Genomic DNA, 21,866 nt, shown 5'->3' on the forward strand with positions numbered 1-21,866 from the left:
TTATTCTCCTCCGCCTAACAGGAACGTTTCATACACCGTCCATGAACCGTTTTCCAATTGATACAAGAGATGAAAACGGTCAACGATTTCTTCATGAGATACTTCCTGCATTTTTAACTGCCCTAATACATCAGAATGCTCATCGTCGGAAAGGTTTTGGCCGACCGTCACATGCGGAACAAAATTGTATTCCTGATTACCGGCTAATACACCGGTGTAAAGTTTTTCATTCAGTGTTTTTAATTCTTCTGTCGGCTCAGCTTTAATGTAAATGACATTATTGACAGGTGCAAAAGAACTGTATTTGGTCATTTTGAGAACAATCGGATGAGATTCTTTAGCGATTTCTCTCAATTGTGATACCAATTCACCGGCTTCCTCTTCTGTAAATTCAAATGAAGATCTCAGCGTCAAATGAGGCGGGATCAGGGAATAGCTCGGATCATAGCGCTTTCTGTAAGAGTTCGCGAGATCTTGCAGTTTTTTTGATGGAAATAAAACGATTCCGTATTTCATAGTATGTCCCTCCTGAAAATAAAGTATGTTAGAGCATTTTTTTCAGAGCCGGCGTAATGAGCGGCTGCCAGTATGTCCACTTGTGGTCTCCATCAAATGGCTCAAAATAATAATCGGAAAGCTTCTCCTCCAAGAGCATTTTCAGCTCCTGATTCGGTTCTGTGAAGTCCAAAATATTGCCGTCTGTCGTATGGACATCTGTTTCTTTTGTTCCGATTTGGTGGTAAAGAGAGAGGTGTTTGATGTCGTCTGACTGTCTCACGGCATCTAATACATGTTGATCAACATAGGGAGACTGCATGATGATGTTCCCAAACATATTTGGATAATCAAGCGCTGTCATAAGAGAAACGGTCGCTCCGAGAGAATCACCGATCAGTGTCCGCCCGTAGCCGACTTGGTACGTCGGAAATTCATGGTCCGCAAAAGGAACTAGCTCGTGGGCAATAAATCGTTTATATGCCGAAAACTTAGAACCTTCCGGATGATAGGTTTTTCTGCGTTCTTTTACATCCTTGTAAGGAACACCGATAATAATGCTTCGGTCTATTTCTCTTTTAGACAGCAATTCCTCCACTTGTCTGCCGATTCTCCCCAGCCTGAAATAATCGTGGCCGTCCTGCGCGATAATAAGATGATATTTATAAAGAGGGGAGTAGTTTGACGGCAGATAAACGAGTACTGTCATTTCCTCGTTAAGCTCTTTTGAAAAGAGCTTCTTTTCTTGAACTGTGCCATTTTTCGGTGCCATAATACATTCCTCCAGGACATCACTAGACTTTCTTGCATTTGAAATTATTGTACCATGAATTATTAGAAATTTCTCTCTTTAAACCGTTCGGAACTCGAAGAAAAAAGTATTGAAATAAACTGCAAATTGCGCTAATATAAAACAATCAGAAAATTGAAACCGATATTTCTTATCGTGAGAGGTGGAGGGACTGGCCCTTAGAAACCTCAGCAACCGGCTTGCTTTGCATATGCAAAGCGCCAAGGTGCTAAATCCAGCAAGCGTTTATTATGCTTGGAAGATAAGAAGAAGCGTTAAACCCCTTCTTCTTATGAAGAAGGGGTTTTTATTATGAAAAGGGAAGGTGTCAGCTATATGTCACAGCACGTTGAAACGAAATTAGCCCAAATCGGAAACCGAAGCGATGAAGTAACAGGAACAGTGAGTCCCCCTATTTATTTATCAACAGCATACCGCCACAGAGGGGTCGGTGAATCAACCGGATTTGATTATGTTCGGACAAAAAACCCGACACGCCAGCTTGTTGAGGACGCGATTGCCAGTTTAGAAAATGGAGCGAGAGGGCTTGCCTTCAGTTCGGGAATGGCAGCAATTCAAACGATTATGGCGCTGTTTAAAAGCGGGGATGAACTGATCGTTTCATCGGACTTGTATGGCGGCACGTACCGTCTGTTTGAAAATGAATGGAAAAAATACGGCTTGACCTTTTATTATGATGATTTCAGCGATGAGGACTGTTTGCGCTCCAAGATTACACCGAATACAAAAGCGGTGTTTGTAGAAACACCGACAAATCCGCTGATGCAGGAGGCGGACATTGAAAAGATCGCTCGGATTTCAAAAGAGTACGGTCTTCTGGTGATTGTTGACAACACATTTTATACACCGGTTTTGCAGCGTCCGCTTGAGCTTGGAGCCGACATTGTCATTCACAGCGCAACCAAATATTTAGGCGGGCATAACGATCTGCTTGCGGGGCTTGTTGTTGTCAAGGATGAACAGCTTGGAGAAGAAATGTTTCAGCATCAAAACGCCATTGGCGCCGTCTTGCCTCCGTTTGACTCATGGCTTTTGATGAGAGGAATGAAGACGCTCAGTCTCAGAATGCGCCAGCATCAGGCAAACGCTCAGGAGGTAGCGGCCTTTTTAGAGAAGCAAGAAGAAATCAAGGATGTGCTTTACCCGGGAAAAGGAGGCATGCTGTCCTTCCGTCTGCAAAAAGAAGAATGGGTGAATCCATTTTTAAAAGCGCTGAAAACGATTTGCTTTGCGGAGAGCCTCGGCGGGGTAGAGAGCTTTATTACATATCCTGCCACACAGACACACATGGACATTCCTGAAGAGATCCGCATCGCAAACGGCGTCTGCAACCGTTTGCTGCGCTTCTCGGTCGGAATTGAGCATGCCGAAGATTTAAAAGAGGACCTAAAACAGGCGTTATGTCAGGTCAAAGAGGGAGCTGTTTCATATGAGTAATCATAATTGGACGCTGGAAACCCAGCTCGTGCACAATCCATTTAAAACAGACGGCGCAACCGGGGCAGTCAGTGTACCGATCCAGCACGCCTCGACCTTCCACCAATATTCATTTGAAGCGTTTGGCGCATATGATTACAGCCGCTCAGGCACGCCGACAAGAACAGCGCTCGAAGAAACAATTGCCGCACTGGAAGGCGGAACGAGAGGATTTGCTTTCAGTTCAGGCATGGCTGCGATCTCAACAGCATTTTTACTTCTCTCACATGGCGATCACGTTCTTGTGACAGAAGATGTATACGGCGGAACCTTCCGCATGGTGACAGAGGTTTTGACCCGTTTTGGCATTGAGCACACGTTTGTTGATATGACAGATATCAACAAAATGGCGCGGAGTATCCAGCCAAACACAAAGGTCATTTACATGGAGACACCGTCAAATCCGACACTTGGGATTACTGATATTAAAGCGGTTGTCCAGCTTGCAAAAGAAAACGGCTGTCTGACCTTTCTGGATAATACATTTATGACACCGGCACTGCAGCGTCCGCTTGATCTCGGCGTGGATATTGTGCTTCATAGTGCAACAAAATTCCTGAGCGGACACAGCGATGTGCTGTCAGGCCTCGCTGCTGTCAAGGATGAAGAGCTTGGGAAGCAACTGTATAAGCTCCAAAACTCGTTCGGCGCCGTCCTTGGTGTGCAAGATTGCTGGCTCGTGCTGCGCGGCTTAAAAACATTACAGGTCCGTTTAGAAAAAGCGAGCCAAACAGCGCAGCGGCTTGCGGAATTTTTCCAGAAGCATCCGGCGGTGAAACGCGTGTATTACCCGGGGCTGTCTGATCATCCGGGCGCTGAAACTCATAAAGGCCAGTCGTCGGGAGCGGGTGCTGTGCTTTCCTTTGAGCTAGAAAGCAAGGAAGCTGTTCAGAAATTAGTAGAGAACGTGTCGCTGCCGGTCTTTGCTGTGAGCCTTGGCGCCGTGGAATCGATTTTGTCCTATCCGGCAACGATGTCTCATGCGGCAATGCCTAAGGAAGAACGCGAAAAACGAGGCATTACTGACGGCTTGCTCCGTCTCAGTGTGGGAGTTGAACATGCAGATGATTTAGAGCGCGATTTTGAAGAAGCGCTGAAAGAAATCGCGCCAGTGGCGGTCCGTTAAAAAAGAAGCCGGCGATAGCCCGGCTTCTTTTTATTTTTCATCATCAGGATTGAGAATCGCCAGTACTTGATGATCCTCCCATTTTCCGTTGATTCTCACGTTTTTTCGGGCAATGCCCTCTTTATGAAATCCCGCTTTTTCTAATACGCGCATGGACCCCAGATTGCGAGTCATGACACCGGCTTCAATGCGATGAAGTTTTAACTCGTGGAACGCATAATCAACAACCAATCTGACGGCCTCAGTCATCAGGCCCTTTCCGTTATGAGCTTTGTCTAAAAAGTATCCAATAAACGCGCATTGCAGCGCTCCGCGGATCATTTGAAAAAGGGAAACCGTCCCGATTAATGTATGGTCTGTGTTTGTGAAGATGCCGAAGTGATACTCTTGGTCATTCTCCAGCCTTTGCTGATATTGTTCGATCCTTTTTCTCTGTCCTTCAATCGTATAGTAATCGTCTGCGCGAATCATGGAGAACTGTTCAAAAAATTCCTGGTTTTCGCTTTGCAGCCGAAGATTCTCTTCAGCATCTTCTGTTTCTAAAGGTCTTATATAAATAGTATGTCCTTTTAACATACAGTAATCTCTCCGTTCTCTCGTCAGCAATTTCTTTTACATAATATTCTAAGGAAAGTGTGGAAATCCTTTATAAAAAGGAAGAAAACCAATTTCCCATAAAGGTGCCAACATAATTGCCGATCAAGTAGCCGAGTGTGCCGACCAGCATAATTGGCGCAACAAGCTCTCGCCACCCTTTGGCAATCGCCATCGCAGCAGCTGTCGTAGGGCCGCCGACTGTGGCGTTTACGGCAAGCAGAATTTCCTCAAGGCGCACGCGGAACAATTTACCGACAGCTAAGGAAACCGCTAAATTGCTGATGGCAATGATAAAGACAAATAAGAGAATAAGAGGCGCATTTGTAATGATTAATCGGAGATCTGCAGGAATACCAATTACCACAAAAAACAAATAAATCAAGTAGGTGCCAAGCTCCTGAGATCCATTGAGCCCTTCAAAAAAACGAGGGAACAGAAAGATGATGAGAACAGATAGAGACGTCAACACAAGGTACTGATCGCCAAGCGTCCCGGTCAAAAGAGGATGGGAAAACGTAATTTTGAAATAGCCGGAAATCTTAACGCTTACCGCAACAAGGGCAAAAGCAGCTCCGGCATTAAAGGCAATATCCTTTAATGAAATGTCCCTCCGCTTCCAATAGCTTTCCGCGCTGTTATTACTGTTTCCTTCTGCTTTTGCCTTATCTTCAAACGGCATCGCATAATGCCGGCGAAACCATTTGAGTGCGGGAATGCTGATTAAAATAAAAAACAACAGCGCCATCATAAAGTTATCTGCCACAACCGTTGCCGACACATATTCGCCCGGTGTCTCAAATTTTGCAGCCATCGCCGCAAAATTAATCCCTCCGCCGATATAAGAGGCACTGATCATTCCGCCGATCTTGTCTAGATAGGGAATATGCTGTTTTAATAGAAAAAAAGCGGCGATGCTGCCAAACACAGTCCCTAAGGAACTTATAAGAAAAATAAACAGCAAACGCCTGCTTTCCTTAAATATCTGCCGCACATTGATCTGAAACAGCAAAAGAGGAATCGCAAGCGGCACCACATATGACCACACAGTATCATATACAGACGATTCAACAGGAAGCACTCCGATATTTGTAAACACCATAGCACCTAAAAGCGCGATGATAGCGCCAGACACAGAGGACGCCCACTTAAAGCGCTGCTCCAGCCCGATGCTCACCGCTGCCCACACCGCAATAAACCCCCACAGCACCCAAACATCATCAGAAGAAATCAAAGAATGCAAAACCTCATCACCTCTATTGTTAGAAAATTAAGACATATTATAAAGGCCTGAGGAAAGAACAGCAAGTCCGGATAAAAAAGTTTTTCTGAAAAAGCAGTTGACGAATAGAAGGGAAGGTAATATAATAGAACTTGTCAGAAAGACAACAACATACCCAGCAACACATACATATCATGATTCCGTAGCTCAGCTGGGAGAGCGCTACCTTGACAGGGTAGAGGTCGCTGGTTCGAGCCCAGTCGGAATCATAGCTTAAACCCTTGCGCAGCAAGGGTTTTTATTTTTGTATTTAGTTATATTTGTTAGCTTTGTGTCTACATGGGACGAATTGAGGACGAAAATTTTTTTGGACTGATTAAGAAGTGAATTCAAAATCAGCCCTGTTTCTATGCTAGGTTTAATGGATTATAAGGTTTCAATATTCTTTTCTATTTTTTGAATAACTTGTTCGAGCCATACTAATGGAGATACTCCGTAACTAAGAATGTCCACTCCGTCAGCAGCTTCATCGATAAAATCATTCTTTTCTTCATCCGAATAATCACTGTTAATAAAATCTTTTAATGCTACTATATCAGTTTCTTGCTCTTCTTTTGGAATCTCTCCTAAGTATCCGTCCAGTGCTGATTCTGGAGTATCAATATCCTGATGGAAAAACCCACCAAGGAATCTAAACATAGGATCAGAAACTTCAATTTCAATCATTACTTATCACCACCAAGAAATGTTAACTTCAAATCTGAGAAATGGTGCGTATCTTATTCTATATAACTTTCTGCTATATCAATATCGTTTGTCATTTCTAAGTCAGGGTATTTTTCATCTAATTTTCTTAAACAATTTATAATAAGTTCTTTACTTTGCAAACTTTCAGCTAAATCTTCAAATACCTCACTGATCCAATATAAATCTTCTTTATTACAATTTGCTAAATAGCTAACTGTATTTTCCTCATTTTCTGAGAGTATTTCAATTTGTTCATCCCAACTCTTTTGAATTCCTTAGTCATTATTAAGATTCAGTTCTTTTCTTTTAATTAATATAGCTTCTATTTTTTTCTCTAAGTTCATATTGGTCCTCTTAACTAAGAAGGGCTATTATTTTCAAATTGCCTTTCCTATTGTTACATCTCCATCATGGAAAAATTCAATAACATAACCAGATTCGCTGAACATGAAAGTATCTGAACCTACAGCAGTTACATCATCGATTACGTTTAAGGCATTGTCTAAGCTGGTTTTTACAGCTGGATAATCACCGTAAGCCCAAAGGAGAATAACAGTTTTATCATCTATTTTATTCTCAATTAACCATTCATCGATATCTTCAGCGTAATCAATAGATCTGTGAGTAGTTACTTCATCCCATTTAATTCTTCCCCATGATGTGAAGGGGAAACTTTCGCCAAGTTGTTCATGATATTTGCGTGTGTCAGAAATAGTGAGGACTTCTTTGTTATTTCCAAGAGCTTCTAGACATTCTTCGTATAAAGTCATATTAACACTTCCTATTTATTTAAATGTTTTAAAAGGGATTTATAAGTATTTTCGTTTCCGTTAAAAGGTATATAATATTTTTTTGCCTTATCTCCTTTTCCATTTCTATAATCCTCAACATTTATATGAGGTCCCTTTTCGGGGTCATAATCTAATCTCCAAAGGACTTTATTATCTCCAGACATTCGGCCAGTAACTTTACCAAATCCTGCGCTTTTAGATAAAGTACCTATAAAAGGTTTTGAATCTATTCCTAAATCACCAATTAGATTTAGCGCCTCATTTCTAGCTTGTTCATATGTGTCTACCTTTGGAAGCGCAACTTCTCTTGTTTTTTTGGAAAGGCCTTTTTTAACTGTCTTGTTTTTTGATGACTTACCATTGACTGATTTAAAGAGTACACTATCTTTAGTGGAATCGGCTATTCTTTTTAGGAGTGGCGTATTTTTAACGTTAATAGTATTCCCGGCGTCTTGTAGAATCCCTTCTAATGCAGGAGTATACTGATTGACAGGAGATTTGACAAACTGTTTTACAGACTTTCCGCCTTTCTTTATTGTGCCAGTAGCTGCTTTCCCAACTTTAGCAAGATCTTTCGAGCCTGTTGAGACAGAGGACTTTCCACCTTTTAACAACAGAAGACTTCCACACAAATAAGTAACATAGTGCATCCGTGTATATGCATCCCCGTGAATCATTTTTTTATCCCAATCATCCTTCAATGTGTCAACCATACTTTGAAAGGCGGCTTGATAGTCGTATTCCAGAACTGTATCCAACACTTTTTGAGGATCCTTGTTTAAGTTGTCAATTGTCCAACCGATATTCCATCCAAACTGAATGGCTCCTTCACCGGTATCCTTGGCAAGATCGTATACACCAACAATCGCACCTTTGGCTCCATCACCTATGATTTGCAACACTTCTTTTCCGTTATCCATGAAAGCTTTACGCTGTTCAAGAAATGAAACAAATTCAAGCTGTTCAGGGGTAAGATTCTCATAGCCGACCTTCTTGGCAATTTCTAAGTATTCATCCGGATCCGTCACTCCGTCAGCTAGCTTCTTCTTTAAATCTTTGATTTCTCGTTCTTTTTCTTCTTTCTTCTTAATCGTCAAATAAGCTTCTGTTTGTTTCTCGATATCACCATTTTTCTTATGTATGTCACTTTCACGGTACGCCTTGGCATTGTAATGGATGGGTGTAGCATTCTTGCCTTTGCCTGTGGATTCCTCAAGCTTTTGGAAGTCCTTCTTGATGAATTGCTCGTTTGGCTCTGACTGGGCATATTCAGTAACAAGTGCTTCGTCCACATTTCCTAATTTATCGACTGTTTTTTTACGTTTGTCCTCCGCATCAGCGAGTTCGTCTTTGAAGTTTTCTGTCGAGAACAAATCAAGCGGAAGAATATCGTCGATATCATGTAAGATATCTTTCATGGCTTTCTTCTGTTCAGACATAATGGATTTTGATTTTGTATAGGCGTTAGCCAGCTCATGTTCTAAGAAGGATTCTTCTATATATGCATCAGATAAGCTGGCGTCCTCTAAAGCGCCTGAAATGCTTGTCAGAAAAGCAATTTTCATATCAAGTAAGTCAATCCAATTGTCAGCTACACCTGCGTGGTCTTGATAAAATGCTTTAATGTTGTCGGCGCCTTTGCCGGAAAACTCACTGTCATCTAAATCAGCTACAGCTTTGAAGGCTTTCTTTAGATTGACCATCTGACTTCTTAATTCTTTGTATTCTTTTGCACGTTTATCTGCTTCAGAAAGCAACGTCTTGGCTTCAAATACTTTCATGTTCATATCCTTTCATTTAAAAAGCTCCAAGTAGATTTTACCATGGGAGAATGAAGAACAAGACAGCGATGTGATTCAAAAGTGCGAAATGAATCATTTGATCTGTGTCAATTTGCCTATCTAGATTATTTGTTTGGAAATGGATGACGCAGTCAGACGGTTCCTGCTGATAAATGGATTAAAAGCTTACGGCATTTATGGTCCAGCTACAAAAGCAAAACTTGAAGCAAAATAAACCCCTTCTGTTGTAGAAGGGGTTTAAAATTCATTTATCAATTTTCTTGTGGAGCAATCTTTGCCACTGGAGCACCACAGAGTAGGAAGAATGCAAACACTGCTGGTGGGGAAACTGCTAAACCTATAGTTCCTAGAAATCCTACAACAGTCAACCAATCTCCCTTTTCAATGGCTTTTTGAACTTGATTCAAAGCACCTTTACTTAAGTTAAGTGCATCTTCTAAACATCCTTGAACACTACTTATTTTTACATTTGTATAATTATATTCCTTATTCATATAATTAGCGAAAGCGATCATGCCATCTTTTTGACCTGTAGTATAAGCAGACTTTTCAAGCTCATCCTCTTTGACTGTATACCCCGTCTTTTTGTCAAAAACTAAAATTTTAGTAAAAATATACTCAACTTCAGCTACAGATTTTTCAATTTGTTCTTCAGTTAAGCCATCTAAGCCGTCCTCCGGATTCATTTGTGTTGCTGAAGCTACTGGTGCTATTGTGGCAATAGCAAGAAAGAAAATCGACGCCAGAAAAAACAATCTTTTTAACATGTGTGAGCTCCCCCTTTTTGAAATAATTAAGTAATTTAATAGTAACATACATTTTTTCAATAAAAAGGGAGTTCGATTTAGAATTAATAAAATAGACACAATTAGTAAAATATTAACAGAAGATTGTTACCATAAATGCAAAGCAAGAAACGAAAGTGCCCATGCAAATATGCCGAACATTACAAAGAACCTAAGAAAAGTTTCATATTTTGTTAGTTTTCGTTCTTTTTTAGTTTTACCTAATCTCCAATAAAGGGCGTAGCCGGAGAACAATAAAATTATTTGTCCCAGTTGCGACACGGACTCTAAAAATTCTATACCATTCATTGATTTCACCTCTTATTTAATTATCGCAGACGGAAAAACCGTTTCCAACAGTTATATAAAAATTAAGCAATCCGTAATATGTCTAATGGTATAAGAATGATGTTTCCCTTATCCAGTTATTATTTTAACGGAGAAGGATTTTTTTATTAAACCTATATACAATTGTTTATAGATAGGGATCTGTTGTGTCGGATAAATGGGAAGTAGATTATTGGATTGAAGATAAAGCCAAGTCAATGATAAAGAGCTTTTACCCCACTATTGTATCTAAGGACACAGATATACCCCTTTCGGTGGTTTTCGAGAGACTATTAGATTTATCGAAGGATCACAAGTTGAACTTAAAATGGTAAATAAGGTGCCCTGAATGCTATTATACGTTAGCGACGCTTGATGATTTCCCTGATTTAGTTAATGGAAAGACTGTTTATTGTAATGAACTTTGTCATGAAGAGCATGAAATAAAAGCAGATTGTATTTTTCCGGTTTTTGGATTTTATCCGGAATACAAAACATCGATAAAAAAAAAGCAGTGGCACTAAAACCAGGAAAAGAAACAGAAATAGAGGACAAAGTCCTAGTCCTGTGTCTATCATAGATGATGGATTGTTTGATCAAGAAATAGTGAATATTCTTAAGCAAATGTCACCAAATTTTGATAAGGCTTTAGACAAAGGGCTATTGCCAAACATTACGATGTATTTTGGGGGAAATCATATGAATGATCATAGAAGTATCGGCCCGGCGATGTTAGTGTTAACGGAGACAACGTTAATGTAATGGGAGATCATAATCAATTCAATAAAGCAACTATTACAGAAAAACAAGAGATTGATAAAGCATATGAAGAACTCTTATCCGAAATCAAGAAATTCAGGATGAGAATAAACGAGATACTACAGAGTTTATGGCACAACAATTAAAGAAGCAATCGATAAAAAGGATTCAGAAAAAGGAAAGAAGATAATTCCATTAAAACAAGGAGCTATCGGGACAATTGGATCGCTAACAATCATTGCAAAGTTTGTTGTGTAACCACTTTTTCTTTAGCTTATCCCACTTCAATTCACCTTTCATTAGAAGGCTTTTCACAGCTACACGAATATCTCTTTTACTCTTTCCTGTTTTACTTTTCAAATCGTCCAGAGTTGTATTCTTTCCATACAAGTGCATGTTCACTATGATCTGATATACTTTCCGTTCAAAATCAGTCATTGAATCATCTCCCAACTTCATATGTCCTAACGGATAAAAGGGAATCAAATTCAATAAACCATGTATCACCTTTTAAGTCGTTCACACGTAATTCCTTCCGTGGGTGGTCCACGTAATGAACTGCGCCGATAACCTCGCGTATGTATCCGTCGTGATAAAGATCGAACGACAAATCTGTGCCTAACATTTCATAAAATATGGCACTCTATATTTTTAAACCTTAAGAATATATAAGAATTTATAGAATTTATAAGTTCAATTTTCTTTTCAATTTATCAATTTAATGAAGGGAAAATAGAAAAGAGAGAAATGAGAAAGTATTTTGGGATAGTGTCGCTTATCATCCTTTTATTCACATTGTGTTTTCTACCTCATATTCATTGGGTGCTTGGAATTCTAGGAATTGTCGTGGGGAGTATTCTAGCAATCAAATCACCTAAAGGAACTGCTAAGTATATTTCTTTTGTTATCCTAGCACTTTGTTTACTTTTACTATTATTATTGATTGTGATGGGCGTTTTGATGGCAGATCTAGTGGGAAATTAACTTTAATTTATAATGCTATTTGGGGACAGATGGAGACGAATGGGGACCAACTTGTTCATTTTTAGTCAAAATAGAAGATTTTTTATCAGAAACACTTGTCAGCAAACCTTATAAAATAAGGTTTTAAAATAAAACATCAGTTCGTGTCAGAACATAATCGCTACTTTAACAGGGGAGAGGTCGCTGATTCGAGCCTAGTCGGAATCATAGCTTAACCCCTTGCGCAGCAAGGGGTTTTCACAATCGTTTAATAAAGTCTGATTATCAAATTCGCGAGGCGTCTTTTTTAGATTTGAAATCCATTGATAATATCTGTTTTTAGGGTCATAATTATTTAAAATATAAGCAATTTCATCAGCTGATTTTTTTGTTGCTTGACCACACCTATCAAATGTAGCTCGATAACTGGCGTGATTGAATCGTTCTTGAATGATATAACTCATGAAGTCGTATTTTATTTAGCCCATACTTTTTAGTGAATTTGGATCATTTTGCAGTGGGGGTTGTGTAATAATAGGGCTTACCTTTCCCACTATGGAAAATGTATCGAAGAGAATTCTAAATCTTCTATTAGATCTGATTAAGTAATACACTACAGGAATTATAGTATAAAATACTTGTAATAATTTAACATAATTTTAAATGTATAAAAAGATCTAGGAGAAAAAATGAACAAGAAAACTAAAATTATACTTTCCCTTTTAGCAGCACTTATAGTTATATTGATAACACTACCGGTTCTATCTCCTGTTGTCTTTACAGCATCTTCTGAAAAAGGAGCAATCAGATTTGAAATTTATAAAAGGGGATATCCATACCAAAGCTACTTTGCAATTCTCCAAAAGAGAGAAGGTGACAATGAATCTGGGAATCTTTATTATGTAAATTGGTTAGCTTGGAAAGATGAAACTGGACAAACTCCACACTTATGCTATTCAAAAAAAGCATCAGAAGGTGAATACAAAGTAAGCTGTGGAACTGGACCGTAACAAAAACAGAAATTAATACTCTATTATTTCTTGTTATTTGATATACTTCACAGTTTTCAAGTACTAGGAAATCCATAGGACAACCACTAGATCTTTTCGTAGTTGTTTTCATTTTTCGAGAAAATGCTATATGAAAAGCCCTGACATAATGTGAAGAGGGGGAAATTCGATGCATTACATAACTATGCTTAAAAATCATCAGTGATAAGGACCTTAATGAAATAATGAAGGAATTTAAAAAACTTGAGGAAGAAACAAACAAAGAAGAAGGGTGTATCAAATTTCATGCTTATCCGCTTGAACCATCAGAACGTAAAATAATGCTTTGGGAGATTTGGGAAAACGAAGAAGCTGTTAAAGCCCATTTCACGCAAAAACACACAAAAGACGTTCAAAAACAAGAATTAACGGAAGTTGAATGGTTAATGAAAAGTAATGTGAATGATTAAAAAGCTCCTTATGGAAGAGCCATTCAATGACTAAGAACACAGCCACTTGTAAATTATTGACGGATTTATGTCCAACTCTGCCAACAATCATCATTTTCATTCAGAAATCATCAGATGTATAATTCAATATGCCTTTAAATAAAAGGACAAACTTGATTTTTCGGCTTAGAAATTCATTATTCCTATCTCGTTTTAGGGTCAAAATTATTGAAAAGTTCAGCGGTGGTTAATTTCAACCTGGATATGTACATAAAATCTCAAATTTCTAAGAAAAGCTCCCACAGAATAGGGAGCTTTTCTATTTTTACATCACTTGCCATAAAGTGTATTAATTATATAAAACTTTTATAGGTGTTAAGAGATTTAGTGATGTTTTTTATACGATTTGACATAATCATAATAATGATCATCGTCATCATAATACTTTTTATCGTAATGATAATCGTGATCATCATCATAATACTTCTTGTCATGATCAAAATCATAATACTTTTTGTCGCAATCATAATGCTTCTTATCGCAGTCATAATACTTCTTGTCGCAATCATAATGCTTTTTATCGTGGTCGTAATACTTCTTGTAATAAGTTTTTTTCCAAGTGTAATACTCTTCTTTATATTTTTTATAATAACCCAATGTAAACCCTCCTATTGTTTTGATCAAAATTAATATATGAAGTTTATATTATATGGTATGGTCAAATTCACTGATAATTTATTAATAGGGCTGTTTAAAATAAGTTAGGTGAAAGAATTCGATCACAGTGATTAGACAAACTATTGTATGCCGAAAGTTATGAAGACGAACATCTTTTAGGCCGTACTTCTTTTTAATGTTAGCTCACTTTGCGGTAGGGATTGTATAGTAGTAAGGCTTTCCTTAACCACTGTTGATTTTTATTCTCAGGATACTACTGTTTCAACTAATAGGATGCGGCTTTAGGATATATGTCCAACACGATTACAGGCCGGGCATGAGAGCGAACCTACTTTGATCGGGGGAATCATTACATTCACGCTGCTGCTTACTTAAGAGATATTGAAATTATATAGAGAAGAGGGAAGACAAATGAACGGATTTTTAGAAATATGAACATGCTTTAGATTGAACCAGATCTGTTTCAATTCACAAAATGCTCCTAATCTAGAGAGAGTAGTCAGGGGGATTGCTTTTCCAGCTGCTTAATAGGTCAAGCGGAAGGATATCGTTTATAGCACTTAAGATATCTTTTATGGTTTTCTTCTGTTCAGACATAATGGATTTTGATAATGTTTAAGCGTTAGCATCTTGTGTTCTAAAGAGGATTCTTCGATGTATGCACAGATAAGCTGGCGTCCTCTAAAGAACATGAAATGTTTATCAAAATAGCAATTTTTATAGCAATTAAATCAATCGAATTGTCAGCAACACTCGCATAATCTTTATAAAATGGGTTGATGTTATTGGCACCTTTGCCGGAAAACTCACTGTCATCTAAATCTGCTCCGGCATTGAAGGCTTCTTGAGATTGACCATCTGGCTTCTTCTTCTCTTGATCAGCTCTCAGCTTCAGATAGCAATGTTTTAGCTTCAAAGACTTTCATGATTATATCCTTACCTTTTTGAGTCCTGTGGCACGAAAAAGTTCAATTGATAAAGATGAAGTGTTTCAATTGTTTAAAGGCATCTTATTATTTCTACCATTTAAATCGCAGTTCCCACACATATATTTAAATTATATCCCTCTCCCAATAAAGTTAGCAGATACTGGCTTTAAGTTTAATTCTCTTGCCCAAACAGATAGTTGTCCAATGTGATGAATTTCGTGAGCAACTATATGATGTAATATCTCATTCCTTTTGAACATTTCTTTCATCCATGGAATTGAAACAAGTTCATCTTCTAAATTGTCTAAGTCTGTGTCAACAAACTCCTTAATTTCAGTACGCAGAGTAACTGAAAGGGATTTAAGTTTTTGAATGGTATTGTAGTCACTAAAATTCACTGCAATGTCTTTCTTGCCTTGAATGGCACGAATCCAACTATACTCCACGTCAATGATATGAAAGAGGGTATATAAAATACTTTCAACTCCTCCAATGCGGTTTTTTAATAATTCCTCAGTAGTTAAGTGATTGCACCATTCAAACCATTCATCTCTTACCTGCCAGTTATACTCAAAAAATTTAATCATTGTAAACACTCCAATATAATATTTGTTCCTCTGATAAAAATTAGCGTTTTATGCCTAAACTCCTTTTCTGCCGCTAATATATCATCCTCATCTTCTATTAAAATGCGTTCCCGCCGATTTTTGTTTTGTCTGCTTATATAGCGGCATGTACAGAGGATGGGAGGGAAATGAAATCAAAAAGTAAGATATACGTTCAATACTGGGAGGAATAGAAGGGGAAAAAACATTGCTCATGCTCTTATTATGCTGGTACTCAAATTACATTGAGCACTGAAACGTACAATTCAAGAAAAAAATAAGGATAGGCAAACAGCTCAAGAATGATCCAACTTTACAAAATCAAACATCAACGTGTTGGTACATGTAAAAACAGAAAAAAAAAGAGCATCCCGATTTCAATATCATCTGGATGCTTAATGTGTGCAATGTTTTGTTTTATCTTTTCGCAATGAGATAAAGTGATATGGCTCTTTGGGTTTGAAGAGGATTATGAATCGTAATCACCCACTGGTTTCTTCTCCTTGGATAGCTGCCTATTGCATACAATGGAGCATAATCACGTGAAGTAAACCCGCCATTAATGACCTTTATCTCTCTTCCTTCAAGATAACAAACAAGGTATTCACCAGGATCTATGACCTGTTGGTTAGTCCATGCGTAAGAATAAAAGCCGTCACCAAGATCCTCGGTGGAAGATGGCGGTATAAAGCCATCTACATTCAATGTGATTTCTCTTCTTCGCTGTCTTTCTGAAAAGTCTTGATTTCTTTGCGTGTGATGAGCAGGTGGTAAGTGAGGAATTAACGCAGGAACATAATAGTAATGATACAAAGTAACCACTCCTTCGTTTACATTCATACAAAGTGTATGTTGGCATATTTCGTTAATTCCTGTTTTGTTTCACGTTGACTAAATATGGAACTAAAGGAGTGAGGATCATGAACTTGTCTATTTTTTTTTACGCCTGCCTTCATTTTTTGTATAGCAAGCTATTTGATAATGAGATCTTTTTGCCATTGACTAGTTTTATAGACCTCCTATTTTTCATTGTTTTTATGATATAATGGATATGTTTTGCAGTAAACTATAGTATTGGTAACGGAGGAAATGATATGAAGTGGTATTGGAATGGCTTAAAGAACTATGTCAATTTTGAAGGCAGAGCTCGGCGAAAGGAATACTGGATGTTTCATCTTTTTAATGGCATCATTTGTGTTATTTTATTACTATTATCATTAATACTAGTTGGATTATTTACATCAGGCCCATTGGCGGCAGAAGGATATGCCAGTGCTCAAGTAGGATACGTAATTGGATATGGCGGGGGATTACTGGCATATATTCTGATCTTTCTTTATCAGTTAGCTGTTTTTCTTCCGTCGCTTGCTCTCAGTATCCGCAGATTGCATGATATCGGCAAAAGTGGCTGGTGGATATGTACAGGCTTTATTCCGGTGGTCGGTCCTATTATCATGCTTGTCTTTAACTGCCAAGATAGTGAAACAAAAGTTAATCAATATGGAGAAAATCCTAAGGCTGCTATAAATGAATCGTAAATTGCGCCCCAATTGTTAGACAGTGAGTTTAGCGATTGGGGTGTTTTTTATAGCCTGAAGAACTCATAAGGAAACTAATTATTCAAGATAGAGAACAACTTCACCAAAGAGGGAGGAATAAATCAACCTTAGAGAATGTTGTGCTGTAAAATATCGGCATGTATGATCTTACATTATGTTGTTTAAAAAGGTTAACTGCATTTTGAATAGTTGTTGTTATTTTTTCTTCTTAAACCAATTAAAAAGAGTTGTTATCCACTAACTTAGAACCACTTCCTAAGCACCTTTGTTATAATTTTCGCAAAGGATTGAATTAATATGCTGATCAAGAAGACATGTAAGAATGGAACGAATCAAAGTGAACTTAATGGACAAACTTATATGGAATAAAAAGAAGAGAGGAGGGTGAAAATGAGTAAAAAATGGCTGCAAATAATAACTGCGTTATTTCTATCCACTTTTATATTAATGGGCTGTAATAACGATCAAAATAATAATGATCAAGATAACAATACTCCAGATGTTGAGGAGAACGATCAGGATAATAACGGTAACAATGCGCCGGGTGTTGATGAGGACGATACGATCAATAAAGATGATGAAAAAGATAATGAGACCGATCCCGAAGATCCGGTTGAGGATAATGAAGATGCCGATAAAGATAAAAAAGATGAGTAAGAAAACAGCACATCATCATTGTTTGCAGAAGAACCGACTCTTCGTGCAGAGAAGTTTTATAACTCTTTTCCATGCTTTGTGAAAGGCTCTAAAATGACAAAAAGCTCTGTCCTTAGTGGATGGGGCTTATTGTGTGTTTGTGACACGTTTTTGAAATGAATATTATTTACCGAATTTAAAACATAAGAAAAATTCAAATAATACTTTAGAATCATTGATTTCAACTCGAATTTTTGATAACTAATAATTGTCTACATTGTCAAAAGGAGTTGGAATCATGAACAAGTTTTTCTTGGCTCTCTTTTTATCCGTTTTCACTTCTGTCAGCATTGTATCAACAGCAAATGCAGCAGTAATCGATCATGACAAGGTTGTCGGCTTTAAAGAGGCAGCGCCTGCCACTGTTACTCAAAAAGCGGCGAAACGTTTTCAGCCATATTTGAAGGTTTATAGCGGCTGCGTTCCTTTTCCTGCAGTCGATGCACAAGGCAATACAAGTGGAGGTTTAGAGCCTACTGGAGCGCCTGAAGGACATTGCAGCAAAAATACTGGACAAGTATATTCGCGTTCTGCATGGTACAATGGGGTTTGGGCAATTATGTATTCCTGGTATTTTCCAAAAGATGAAGCCTCGCCAAAATTAGGTCACAGACATGACTGGGAAGGAATCGTTGTATGGATTGATAATCCAGCAAATCAAAATCCAAAAGTTTTATCCATTGCATATTCCGGACACGGAAAATTCACAAATGCAGCACCGAGTGGAAGCAACATGAGAGATCATCATCCTTTGATTGCATATGACAGCACTTGGCCGCTGAACCATGAATTACGTATGAGCGATGATGTAGTTGGCGGAACTCAACCGTTAATCGGATGGGATGATTTAACTCCTGCCGCAAGGAATGCATTAAATACAACTGATTTCGGTAAAGCAAATGTTCCTTTTAATGATAATAACTTTACCATCAATTTAAAGAAAGCATGGTTTAAATAAAAACATCTTGGTGTTGAGAAGAGTCCTTACAAAGAAGGATTCTTTTTTTTGACTTACACGAATTTCTATTAGTTGCAGTTTCTAAACAATAGCTGATTGGGAATGATTACTTTAAAAAATGGAACGAATGATAATAAGAGAAGTCCTTGTCGGAAAGCCTTTTCTCTCAAGAATCTCTCTGTGGTGAAAATGATGTCTGTCTTTTAAAAGAGAGGATAAGGTTCAAGCCGCAATCTATTTACCATTAAGAGTAGTAATTAAGGTTCAAAATATTGACAAATCGATGTGTTTTCAACAAAAGGGCAGCCCCTTCCTGTATACTGAGTCCGTAATTACAATGAAGAAAGGGGTAATAAAATGAAAATCAGTTTGGAGAAAAAAGCAGGTTTCTGGAAGAAGGCAGCGATTTCATCACTTATTTTCACCATGTTTTTTACCCTGATGCTGAGTGATACGGTTTTTGCGGCCGGACTGAACAAGGATCAAAAGCGCCGGGCGGAACAGCTGACCAGTATCTTTGAAAACGGCACGACGGAAATCCAATACGGATATGTGGAACCATTGGGTGATGGAAGGGGCTATACATGCGGACGGGCAGGCTTTACAACGGCTACCGGGGATGCATTGGAAGTAGTTGAAGTATACACAAAGGCAGTGCCGAATAACAAACTGAAAAAGTACCTGCCTGAATTGCGCCGTCTGGCCGAAGAAGAAAGCGATGACATAAGCAACCTCAAGGGATTTGCTTCTGCCTGGCGCTCGCTTGGAAATGATAAAGATTTCCGTGCTGCCCAAGACAAGGTAAATGACCGCTTGTATTATCAGCCTGCCATGAAACGATCAGAGAATGCCGGATTGAAAACGGCACTGGCAAAAGCTGTGATGTACGATACAGTTATTCAGCATGGCGATGGTGATGACCCTGACTCTTTTTATGCCTTGATCAAACGCACGAATAAAAAGGCGGGCGGCTCACCTAAAGACGGAATAGAAGAGAAGAAATGGTTAAATAAATTTCTGGACGTGCGCTATGACGACCTGATGAATCCAGCAGATCCGGACACCCGTGATGAGTGGAGAGAATCGGTTGCCCGTGTGGATGTGCTTCGCTCTATTGCTAAGTCGAACAACTACAATCTGAATGGACCGATCAATATCCATTCAACAGAATACGGTAATTTCGTAATCAAATAAGCAGCGAGTGTATAGAAACCGGATGCACCCTTTGCGTATACACCCGCCGCCCTCATTAATATGGCGGGGGTTAACGTGTGAACCGATTGTGTAAATGTCATTACCATTACTTAGCCCTTCTCAGAGAAGGGCTTTTTTCAATAATCTGCTTTTCCGATTCAATGAAAAAAAACAGATTCACTAGGCATGAATGTATCTGATCCAACGGCAGTCACATCAGCAATTAGTCTTAATACATAATTCTAGACTTGTTTTCATGCTGGCTGATCCTCTAAATAAAGAGTGTTTTTCTTACAGTAAACGGAACAGTTTCTGTCATATTACATTCTTTAAACTTATTGTGTTGACTGAAAGATAAATTATGCTTTGGCAGATACAGAACTAGTACTAATGACGAATGGTCACTCTTAAGAGTTTTTTTGTTATTGGTCAAAAGGGGTGAATGAATGCCTGCTCAAAAGACAGAATAAGGGTGAAGCTGATATTCCAATGTTTTCAGAAAAGAGGTGAAAGCATGACAAAAAAAGGGATTCAAAATTCAAGTATTGAACAAATGAGAAATGATCATGAGACTGAAACAGCATTCAAAGCAGATGATCCTAAAAAACATGGTACAGATTCAAAGAGGACAAAATAAGTTTTGCACAAGATTTAGGCCAATTGTTTTTGGCCTGTCGTATTGATTGATAAGGAATGGGAGTGGATGATGTGACTCAAAAAAATGGAGCAGACAGACCTGATGATTATAAAAGATTTTCTGAAATTGACAAGGACTTTGATTTTAATCAAACCCTACATGGCAATCCTAAGTCGGAGACATTAGACAAGAACGAACAAACCAATAACAAAGAAGATGTAAACGAAAATATGAATGTGGCAGGAAGATATTTTGAACCGTCAGATTACAAAGGAAGCACGCAATTGGAACAGGGTTTGGCAGAAACGCATGAACAAGTCAGTGATGACTATTTTGAGGGAACCATCGACCAAAACTTGGACTAATCATCAAGCGGAGCTGACTCGAATGAACTTGAGTTAGTTCCGTTTTTATTTTTCATCTGATCGCCGGCTACTTCTAAGGCCTTTTTCAAAAGAGGTGTGAAAATAATGGCATTCACGGTTTATGTGAACGGGCCTGACAGCTGCCGGCATTTGCGAAACGAAAAGGAAACCGAAGCCTGATGATCTTTTGAAAGAAAAGAACCCATCTCATTACAAGAGAGGCTATAACAAGCAATTATATTTAATCTTTTTCAGGCTTCTTTGGATTTCTTAATTTTGAATAGAGAAAAAGGTTCATGCTGATGCATGAAACAAAACGTAAAGATGCTCTCAATCTCTTTTCTCTAGTTGGAAAAATTGATAAAATTTATGCAGAAGAATGAAAAAACACGATTCGGTTGGTAGTCCGGATGCATTTTACATGTCAGTAACCTTCCCCTCCTCGGGATGTCCGTCATTCTTTCATCATTTAAAAGAGGGGGGAATCGTTATGAAATTAACGATTTACTACGATGGTCAGTTTTGGGTAGGCGTTATCGAGGTTGTGAAAAACGGAAAACTAAAGGCCTCTCGGCATTTGTTTGGCAATGAGCCGAAGGATTCTGAAGTATTCGATTTTGTTAATAGGCAGCTCTTAAAGACTCTGTCTCAGGCTGAGCAGGAAGGGGTTCGTGTAAAAGCCCAAGATCAGAAAAAGATAAATCCGAAAAGATTGCAACGTCAGGTTTCGAAGGAATTAAAACGTGCCGGAGCATCCTTAAAGGCACAGGAAGCCATGAAACAAGAGTTTGAAGCGAACAAGCAAAAGAAAAAACAAATAACCAAAGAACAAAGAGAGAAAATAAAAGAACAAAAGTATCTCCTCAGAAAGCAAAAAGCTAAAAAAAAGCATAGAGGAAAATAGCTTAA

The 21,866-nt window shown here is 38.4% G+C and carries 25 protein-coding genes, 1 tRNA gene, 3 pseudogenes and 1 riboswitch; of the genes and pseudogenes, 13 read left to right on the plus strand and 16 right to left on the minus strand.

The features are described from left to right. Entirely contained in the window at positions 1 to 516 is a 516-nt protein-coding gene (locus LJF29_RS07675) for a YjcG family protein (protein WP_010333788.1), read from the minus strand. Positions 517 to 544: 28 nt separating this feature from the next. Beyond that, positions 545 to 1,267, minus strand: coding sequence for an esterase family protein (locus LJF29_RS07680; RefSeq protein WP_168747444.1), 723 nt, complete (start codon positions 1,265 to 1,267; stop codon positions 545 to 547). A gap of 166 nt (positions 1,268 to 1,433) precedes the next feature. Further along, positions 1,434 to 1,554, plus strand: a riboswitch (SAM riboswitch). A 67-nt stretch (positions 1,555 to 1,621) separates the two neighbouring features. Here LJF29_RS07680 and metI point away from each other — a divergent pair. Then, positions 1,622 to 2,743, plus strand: coding sequence for a cystathionine gamma-synthase/O-acetylhomoserine thiolyase (gene metI / locus LJF29_RS07685; RefSeq protein ID WP_229148172.1), 1,122 nt, complete (start codon positions 1,622 to 1,624; stop codon positions 2,741 to 2,743). Next, positions 2,736 to 3,908: a cystathionine beta-lyase gene (metC, locus tag LJF29_RS07690; RefSeq protein WP_229147864.1), complete on the plus strand. Its 1,173-nt coding sequence runs from the start codon at positions 2,736 to 2,738 to the stop codon at positions 3,906 to 3,908. Before metI ends, metC begins: the two co-directional genes overlap by 8 nt. Before the next feature lie 30 nt (positions 3,909 to 3,938). On the opposite strand, the gene LJF29_RS07695 is transcribed toward metC, so the two are convergent. Next, a complete protein-coding gene (locus LJF29_RS07695) occupies positions 3,939 to 4,484 on the minus strand; it encodes a GNAT family N-acetyltransferase (protein WP_229147865.1) in 546 nt (181 codons plus the stop codon). A gap of 70 nt (positions 4,485 to 4,554) precedes the next feature. After that, positions 4,555 to 5,745 carry a DUF819 family protein gene (locus LJF29_RS07700; RefSeq protein WP_229147866.1) on the minus strand — a complete coding sequence of 397 codons (1,191 nt, stop codon included), beginning with the start codon at positions 5,743 to 5,745 and terminating at the stop codon, positions 4,555 to 4,557. Between the two features lie 175 nt (positions 5,746 to 5,920). Here LJF29_RS07700 and LJF29_RS07705 point away from each other — a divergent pair. Continuing rightward, positions 5,921 to 5,993 (plus strand) — tRNA-Val (locus LJF29_RS07705). A gap of 157 nt (positions 5,994 to 6,150) precedes the next feature. On the opposite strand, the gene LJF29_RS07710 is transcribed toward LJF29_RS07705, so the two are convergent. The 4 genes from LJF29_RS07710 to LJF29_RS07725 form a co-directional block, all read right to left on the minus strand. Next, positions 6,151 to 6,450 (minus strand): contact-dependent growth inhibition system immunity protein, encoded by a 300-nt coding sequence (locus LJF29_RS07710; RefSeq protein ID WP_229147867.1) that lies wholly within the window; start codon positions 6,448 to 6,450, stop codon positions 6,151 to 6,153. Positions 6,451 to 6,503: 53 nt separating this feature from the next. Further along, positions 6,504 to 6,743, minus strand: coding sequence for a hypothetical protein (locus LJF29_RS07715; RefSeq protein WP_229148173.1), 240 nt, complete (start codon positions 6,741 to 6,743; stop codon positions 6,504 to 6,506). A gap of 105 nt (positions 6,744 to 6,848) precedes the next feature. After that, positions 6,849 to 7,241, minus strand: a complete 393-nt coding sequence (locus LJF29_RS07720) for a hypothetical protein (RefSeq protein WP_229147868.1) — start codon at positions 7,239 to 7,241, stop codon at positions 6,849 to 6,851. A gap of 11 nt (positions 7,242 to 7,252) precedes the next feature. Beyond that, positions 7,253 to 9,043: a T7SS effector LXG polymorphic toxin gene (locus tag LJF29_RS07725; RefSeq protein ID WP_229147869.1), complete on the minus strand. Its 1,791-nt coding sequence runs from the start codon at positions 9,041 to 9,043 to the stop codon at positions 7,253 to 7,255. A gap of 145 nt (positions 9,044 to 9,188) precedes the next feature. On the opposite strand from LJF29_RS07725, the pseudogene LJF29_RS07730 reads away from it, so the two are divergent. After that, positions 9,189 to 9,278 (plus strand): annotated as a pseudogene (locus LJF29_RS07730) (peptidoglycan-binding domain-containing protein); the annotation flags it as partial. Between the two features lie 37 nt (positions 9,279 to 9,315). Here LJF29_RS07730 and LJF29_RS07735 read toward each other — a convergent pair. The 4 genes from LJF29_RS07735 to LJF29_RS21295 form a co-directional block, all read right to left on the minus strand. After that, positions 9,316 to 9,831, minus strand: coding sequence for a hypothetical protein (locus LJF29_RS07735; RefSeq protein WP_168747450.1), 516 nt, complete (start codon positions 9,829 to 9,831; stop codon positions 9,316 to 9,318). Between the two features lie 126 nt (positions 9,832 to 9,957). Next, complete coding sequence (locus LJF29_RS07740) at positions 9,958 to 10,158, minus strand: hypothetical protein (RefSeq protein WP_015715692.1); 201 nt, start codon at positions 10,156 to 10,158, stop codon at positions 9,958 to 9,960. A 1,005-nt stretch (positions 10,159 to 11,163) separates the two neighbouring features. Continuing rightward, positions 11,164 to 11,373 carry a hypothetical protein gene (locus LJF29_RS07745; protein ID WP_229147870.1) on the minus strand — a complete coding sequence of 70 codons (210 nt, stop codon included), beginning with the start codon at positions 11,371 to 11,373 and terminating at the stop codon, positions 11,164 to 11,166. A 4-nt stretch (positions 11,374 to 11,377) separates the two neighbouring features. After that, positions 11,378 to 11,560 (minus strand): YolD-like family protein, encoded by a 183-nt coding sequence (locus LJF29_RS21295; RefSeq protein WP_229147871.1) that lies wholly within the window; start codon positions 11,558 to 11,560, stop codon positions 11,378 to 11,380. Positions 11,561 to 12,587: 1,027 nt separating this feature from the next. Between LJF29_RS21295 and LJF29_RS07755 the strand changes: the two genes are divergently transcribed. After that, entirely contained in the window at positions 12,588 to 12,908 is a 321-nt protein-coding gene (locus LJF29_RS07755; RefSeq protein ID WP_168747452.1) for a hypothetical protein, read from the plus strand. Between the two features lie 169 nt (positions 12,909 to 13,077). Beyond that, positions 13,078 to 13,357: pseudogene (locus tag LJF29_RS07760) on the plus strand (putative quinol monooxygenase). 363 nt (positions 13,358 to 13,720) lie between these two features. Here LJF29_RS07760 and LJF29_RS07765 read toward each other — a convergent pair. The 4 genes and pseudogenes from LJF29_RS07765 to LJF29_RS07780 all read right to left on the minus strand — a co-directional run bounded on the left by LJF29_RS07765 (position 13,721) and on the right by LJF29_RS07780 (position 16,361). Beyond that, entirely contained in the window at positions 13,721 to 13,993 is a 273-nt protein-coding gene (locus LJF29_RS07765) for a hypothetical protein (RefSeq protein WP_010333831.1), read from the minus strand. A gap of 540 nt (positions 13,994 to 14,533) precedes the next feature. After that, positions 14,534 to 14,940: pseudogene (locus LJF29_RS07770) on the minus strand (T7SS effector LXG polymorphic toxin); the annotation flags it as partial. 131 nt (positions 14,941 to 15,071) lie between these two features. After that, positions 15,072 to 15,530 (minus strand): DinB family protein, encoded by a 459-nt coding sequence (locus LJF29_RS07775; protein ID WP_229147872.1) that lies wholly within the window; start codon positions 15,528 to 15,530, stop codon positions 15,072 to 15,074. 435 nt (positions 15,531 to 15,965) lie between these two features. Further along, positions 15,966 to 16,361 carry a hypothetical protein gene (locus LJF29_RS07780; RefSeq protein ID WP_229147873.1) on the minus strand — a complete coding sequence of 132 codons (396 nt, stop codon included), beginning with the start codon at positions 16,359 to 16,361 and terminating at the stop codon, positions 15,966 to 15,968. Positions 16,362 to 16,642: 281 nt separating this feature from the next. On the opposite strand from LJF29_RS07780, the gene LJF29_RS07785 reads away from it, so the two are divergent. The 7 genes from LJF29_RS07785 to LJF29_RS07815 all read left to right on the plus strand — a co-directional run bounded on the left by LJF29_RS07785 (position 16,643) and on the right by LJF29_RS07815 (position 21,861). Continuing rightward, positions 16,643 to 17,086, plus strand: a complete 444-nt coding sequence (locus LJF29_RS07785) for a DUF805 domain-containing protein (protein ID WP_229147874.1) — start codon at positions 16,643 to 16,645, stop codon at positions 17,084 to 17,086. A 411-nt stretch (positions 17,087 to 17,497) separates the two neighbouring features. Further along, positions 17,498 to 17,764, plus strand: a complete 267-nt coding sequence (locus LJF29_RS07790) for a hypothetical protein (RefSeq protein ID WP_168747458.1) — start codon at positions 17,498 to 17,500, stop codon at positions 17,762 to 17,764. Positions 17,765 to 18,041: 277 nt separating this feature from the next. Then, the gene (locus tag LJF29_RS07795) at positions 18,042 to 18,761 is read left to right on the plus strand and encodes an NPP1 family protein (RefSeq protein WP_229147875.1); all 720 of its coding nucleotides are present in this window, start codon (positions 18,042 to 18,044) and stop codon (positions 18,759 to 18,761) included. A 357-nt stretch (positions 18,762 to 19,118) separates the two neighbouring features. After that, the gene (csn, locus tag LJF29_RS07800) at positions 19,119 to 19,955 is read left to right on the plus strand and encodes a chitosanase (RefSeq protein WP_229147876.1); all 837 of its coding nucleotides are present in this window, start codon (positions 19,119 to 19,121) and stop codon (positions 19,953 to 19,955) included. Between the two features lie 514 nt (positions 19,956 to 20,469). Next, on the plus strand, positions 20,470 to 20,592 hold the full coding sequence (locus tag LJF29_RS07805; RefSeq protein WP_168747461.1) for a biofilm-forming protein: 123 nt from the start codon (positions 20,470 to 20,472) through the stop codon (positions 20,590 to 20,592). 71 nt (positions 20,593 to 20,663) lie between these two features. Then, the gene (locus LJF29_RS07810) at positions 20,664 to 20,957 is read left to right on the plus strand and encodes a YozQ family protein (RefSeq protein WP_229147877.1); all 294 of its coding nucleotides are present in this window, start codon (positions 20,664 to 20,666) and stop codon (positions 20,955 to 20,957) included. A 421-nt stretch (positions 20,958 to 21,378) separates the two neighbouring features. After that, a complete protein-coding gene (locus LJF29_RS07815) occupies positions 21,379 to 21,861 on the plus strand; it encodes a YjdF family protein (protein ID WP_229147878.1) in 483 nt (160 codons plus the stop codon). Positions 21,862 to 21,866: the final 5 nt, after the last annotated feature.

The organism is Bacillus sp. LBG-1-113, assembly GCF_020708615.1.
Taxonomy (GTDB): Bacteria; Bacillota; Bacilli; order Bacillales; family Bacillaceae; genus Bacillus; species Bacillus mojavensis.

Excerpts from the sequence above, each read along its gene's own strand:
- LJF29_RS07675 (WP_010333788.1), bottom strand. The coding sequence starts at position 516 with ATGAAATACGGAATCGTTTTATTTCCATCAAAAAAACTGCAAGATCTC.
- LJF29_RS07680 (WP_168747444.1), bottom strand. The coding sequence starts at position 1,267 with ATGGCACCGAAAAATGGCACAGTTCAAGAAAAGAAGCTCTTTTCAAAA.
- metI (WP_229148172.1), top strand. The coding sequence starts at position 1,622 with ATGTCACAGCACGTTGAAACGAAATTAGCCCAAATCGGAAACCGAAGC.
- metC (WP_229147864.1), top strand. The coding sequence starts at position 2,736 with ATGAGTAATCATAATTGGACGCTGGAAACCCAGCTCGTGCACAATCCA.
- LJF29_RS07695 (WP_229147865.1), bottom strand. The coding sequence starts at position 4,484 with ATGTTAAAAGGACATACTATTTATATAAGACCTTTAGAAACAGAAGAT.
- LJF29_RS07710 (WP_229147867.1), bottom strand. The coding sequence starts at position 6,450 with ATGATTGAAATTGAAGTTTCTGATCCTATGTTTAGATTCCTTGGTGGG.
- LJF29_RS07720 (WP_229147868.1), bottom strand. The coding sequence starts at position 7,241 with ATGACTTTATACGAAGAATGTCTAGAAGCTCTTGGAAATAACAAAGAA.
- LJF29_RS07725 (WP_229147869.1), bottom strand. The coding sequence starts at position 9,043 with ATGAAAGTATTTGAAGCCAAGACGTTGCTTTCTGAAGCAGATAAACGT.
- LJF29_RS07735 (WP_168747450.1), bottom strand. The coding sequence starts at position 9,831 with ATGTTAAAAAGATTGTTTTTTCTGGCGTCGATTTTCTTTCTTGCTATT.
- LJF29_RS07740 (WP_015715692.1), bottom strand. The coding sequence starts at position 10,158 with ATGAATGGTATAGAATTTTTAGAGTCCGTGTCGCAACTGGGACAAATA.
- LJF29_RS07745 (WP_229147870.1), bottom strand. The coding sequence starts at position 11,373 with ATGACTGATTTTGAACGGAAAGTATATCAGATCATAGTGAACATGCAC.
- LJF29_RS21295 (WP_229147871.1), bottom strand. The coding sequence starts at position 11,560 with ATGTTAGGCACAGATTTGTCGTTCGATCTTTATCACGACGGATACATA.
- LJF29_RS07755 (WP_168747452.1), top strand. The coding sequence starts at position 12,588 with ATGAACAAGAAAACTAAAATTATACTTTCCCTTTTAGCAGCACTTATA.
- LJF29_RS07775 (WP_229147872.1), bottom strand. The coding sequence starts at position 15,530 with ATGATTAAATTTTTTGAGTATAACTGGCAGGTAAGAGATGAATGGTTT.
- LJF29_RS07785 (WP_229147874.1), top strand. The coding sequence starts at position 16,643 with ATGAAGTGGTATTGGAATGGCTTAAAGAACTATGTCAATTTTGAAGGC.
- LJF29_RS07790 (WP_168747458.1), top strand. The coding sequence starts at position 17,498 with ATGAGTAAAAAATGGCTGCAAATAATAACTGCGTTATTTCTATCCACT.
- LJF29_RS07795 (WP_229147875.1), top strand. The coding sequence starts at position 18,042 with ATGAACAAGTTTTTCTTGGCTCTCTTTTTATCCGTTTTCACTTCTGTC.
- csn (WP_229147876.1), top strand. The coding sequence starts at position 19,119 with ATGAAAATCAGTTTGGAGAAAAAAGCAGGTTTCTGGAAGAAGGCAGCG.
- LJF29_RS07805 (WP_168747461.1), top strand. The coding sequence starts at position 20,470 with ATGACAAAAAAAGGGATTCAAAATTCAAGTATTGAACAAATGAGAAAT.
- LJF29_RS07815 (WP_229147878.1), top strand. The coding sequence starts at position 21,379 with ATGTCAGTAACCTTCCCCTCCTCGGGATGTCCGTCATTCTTTCATCAT.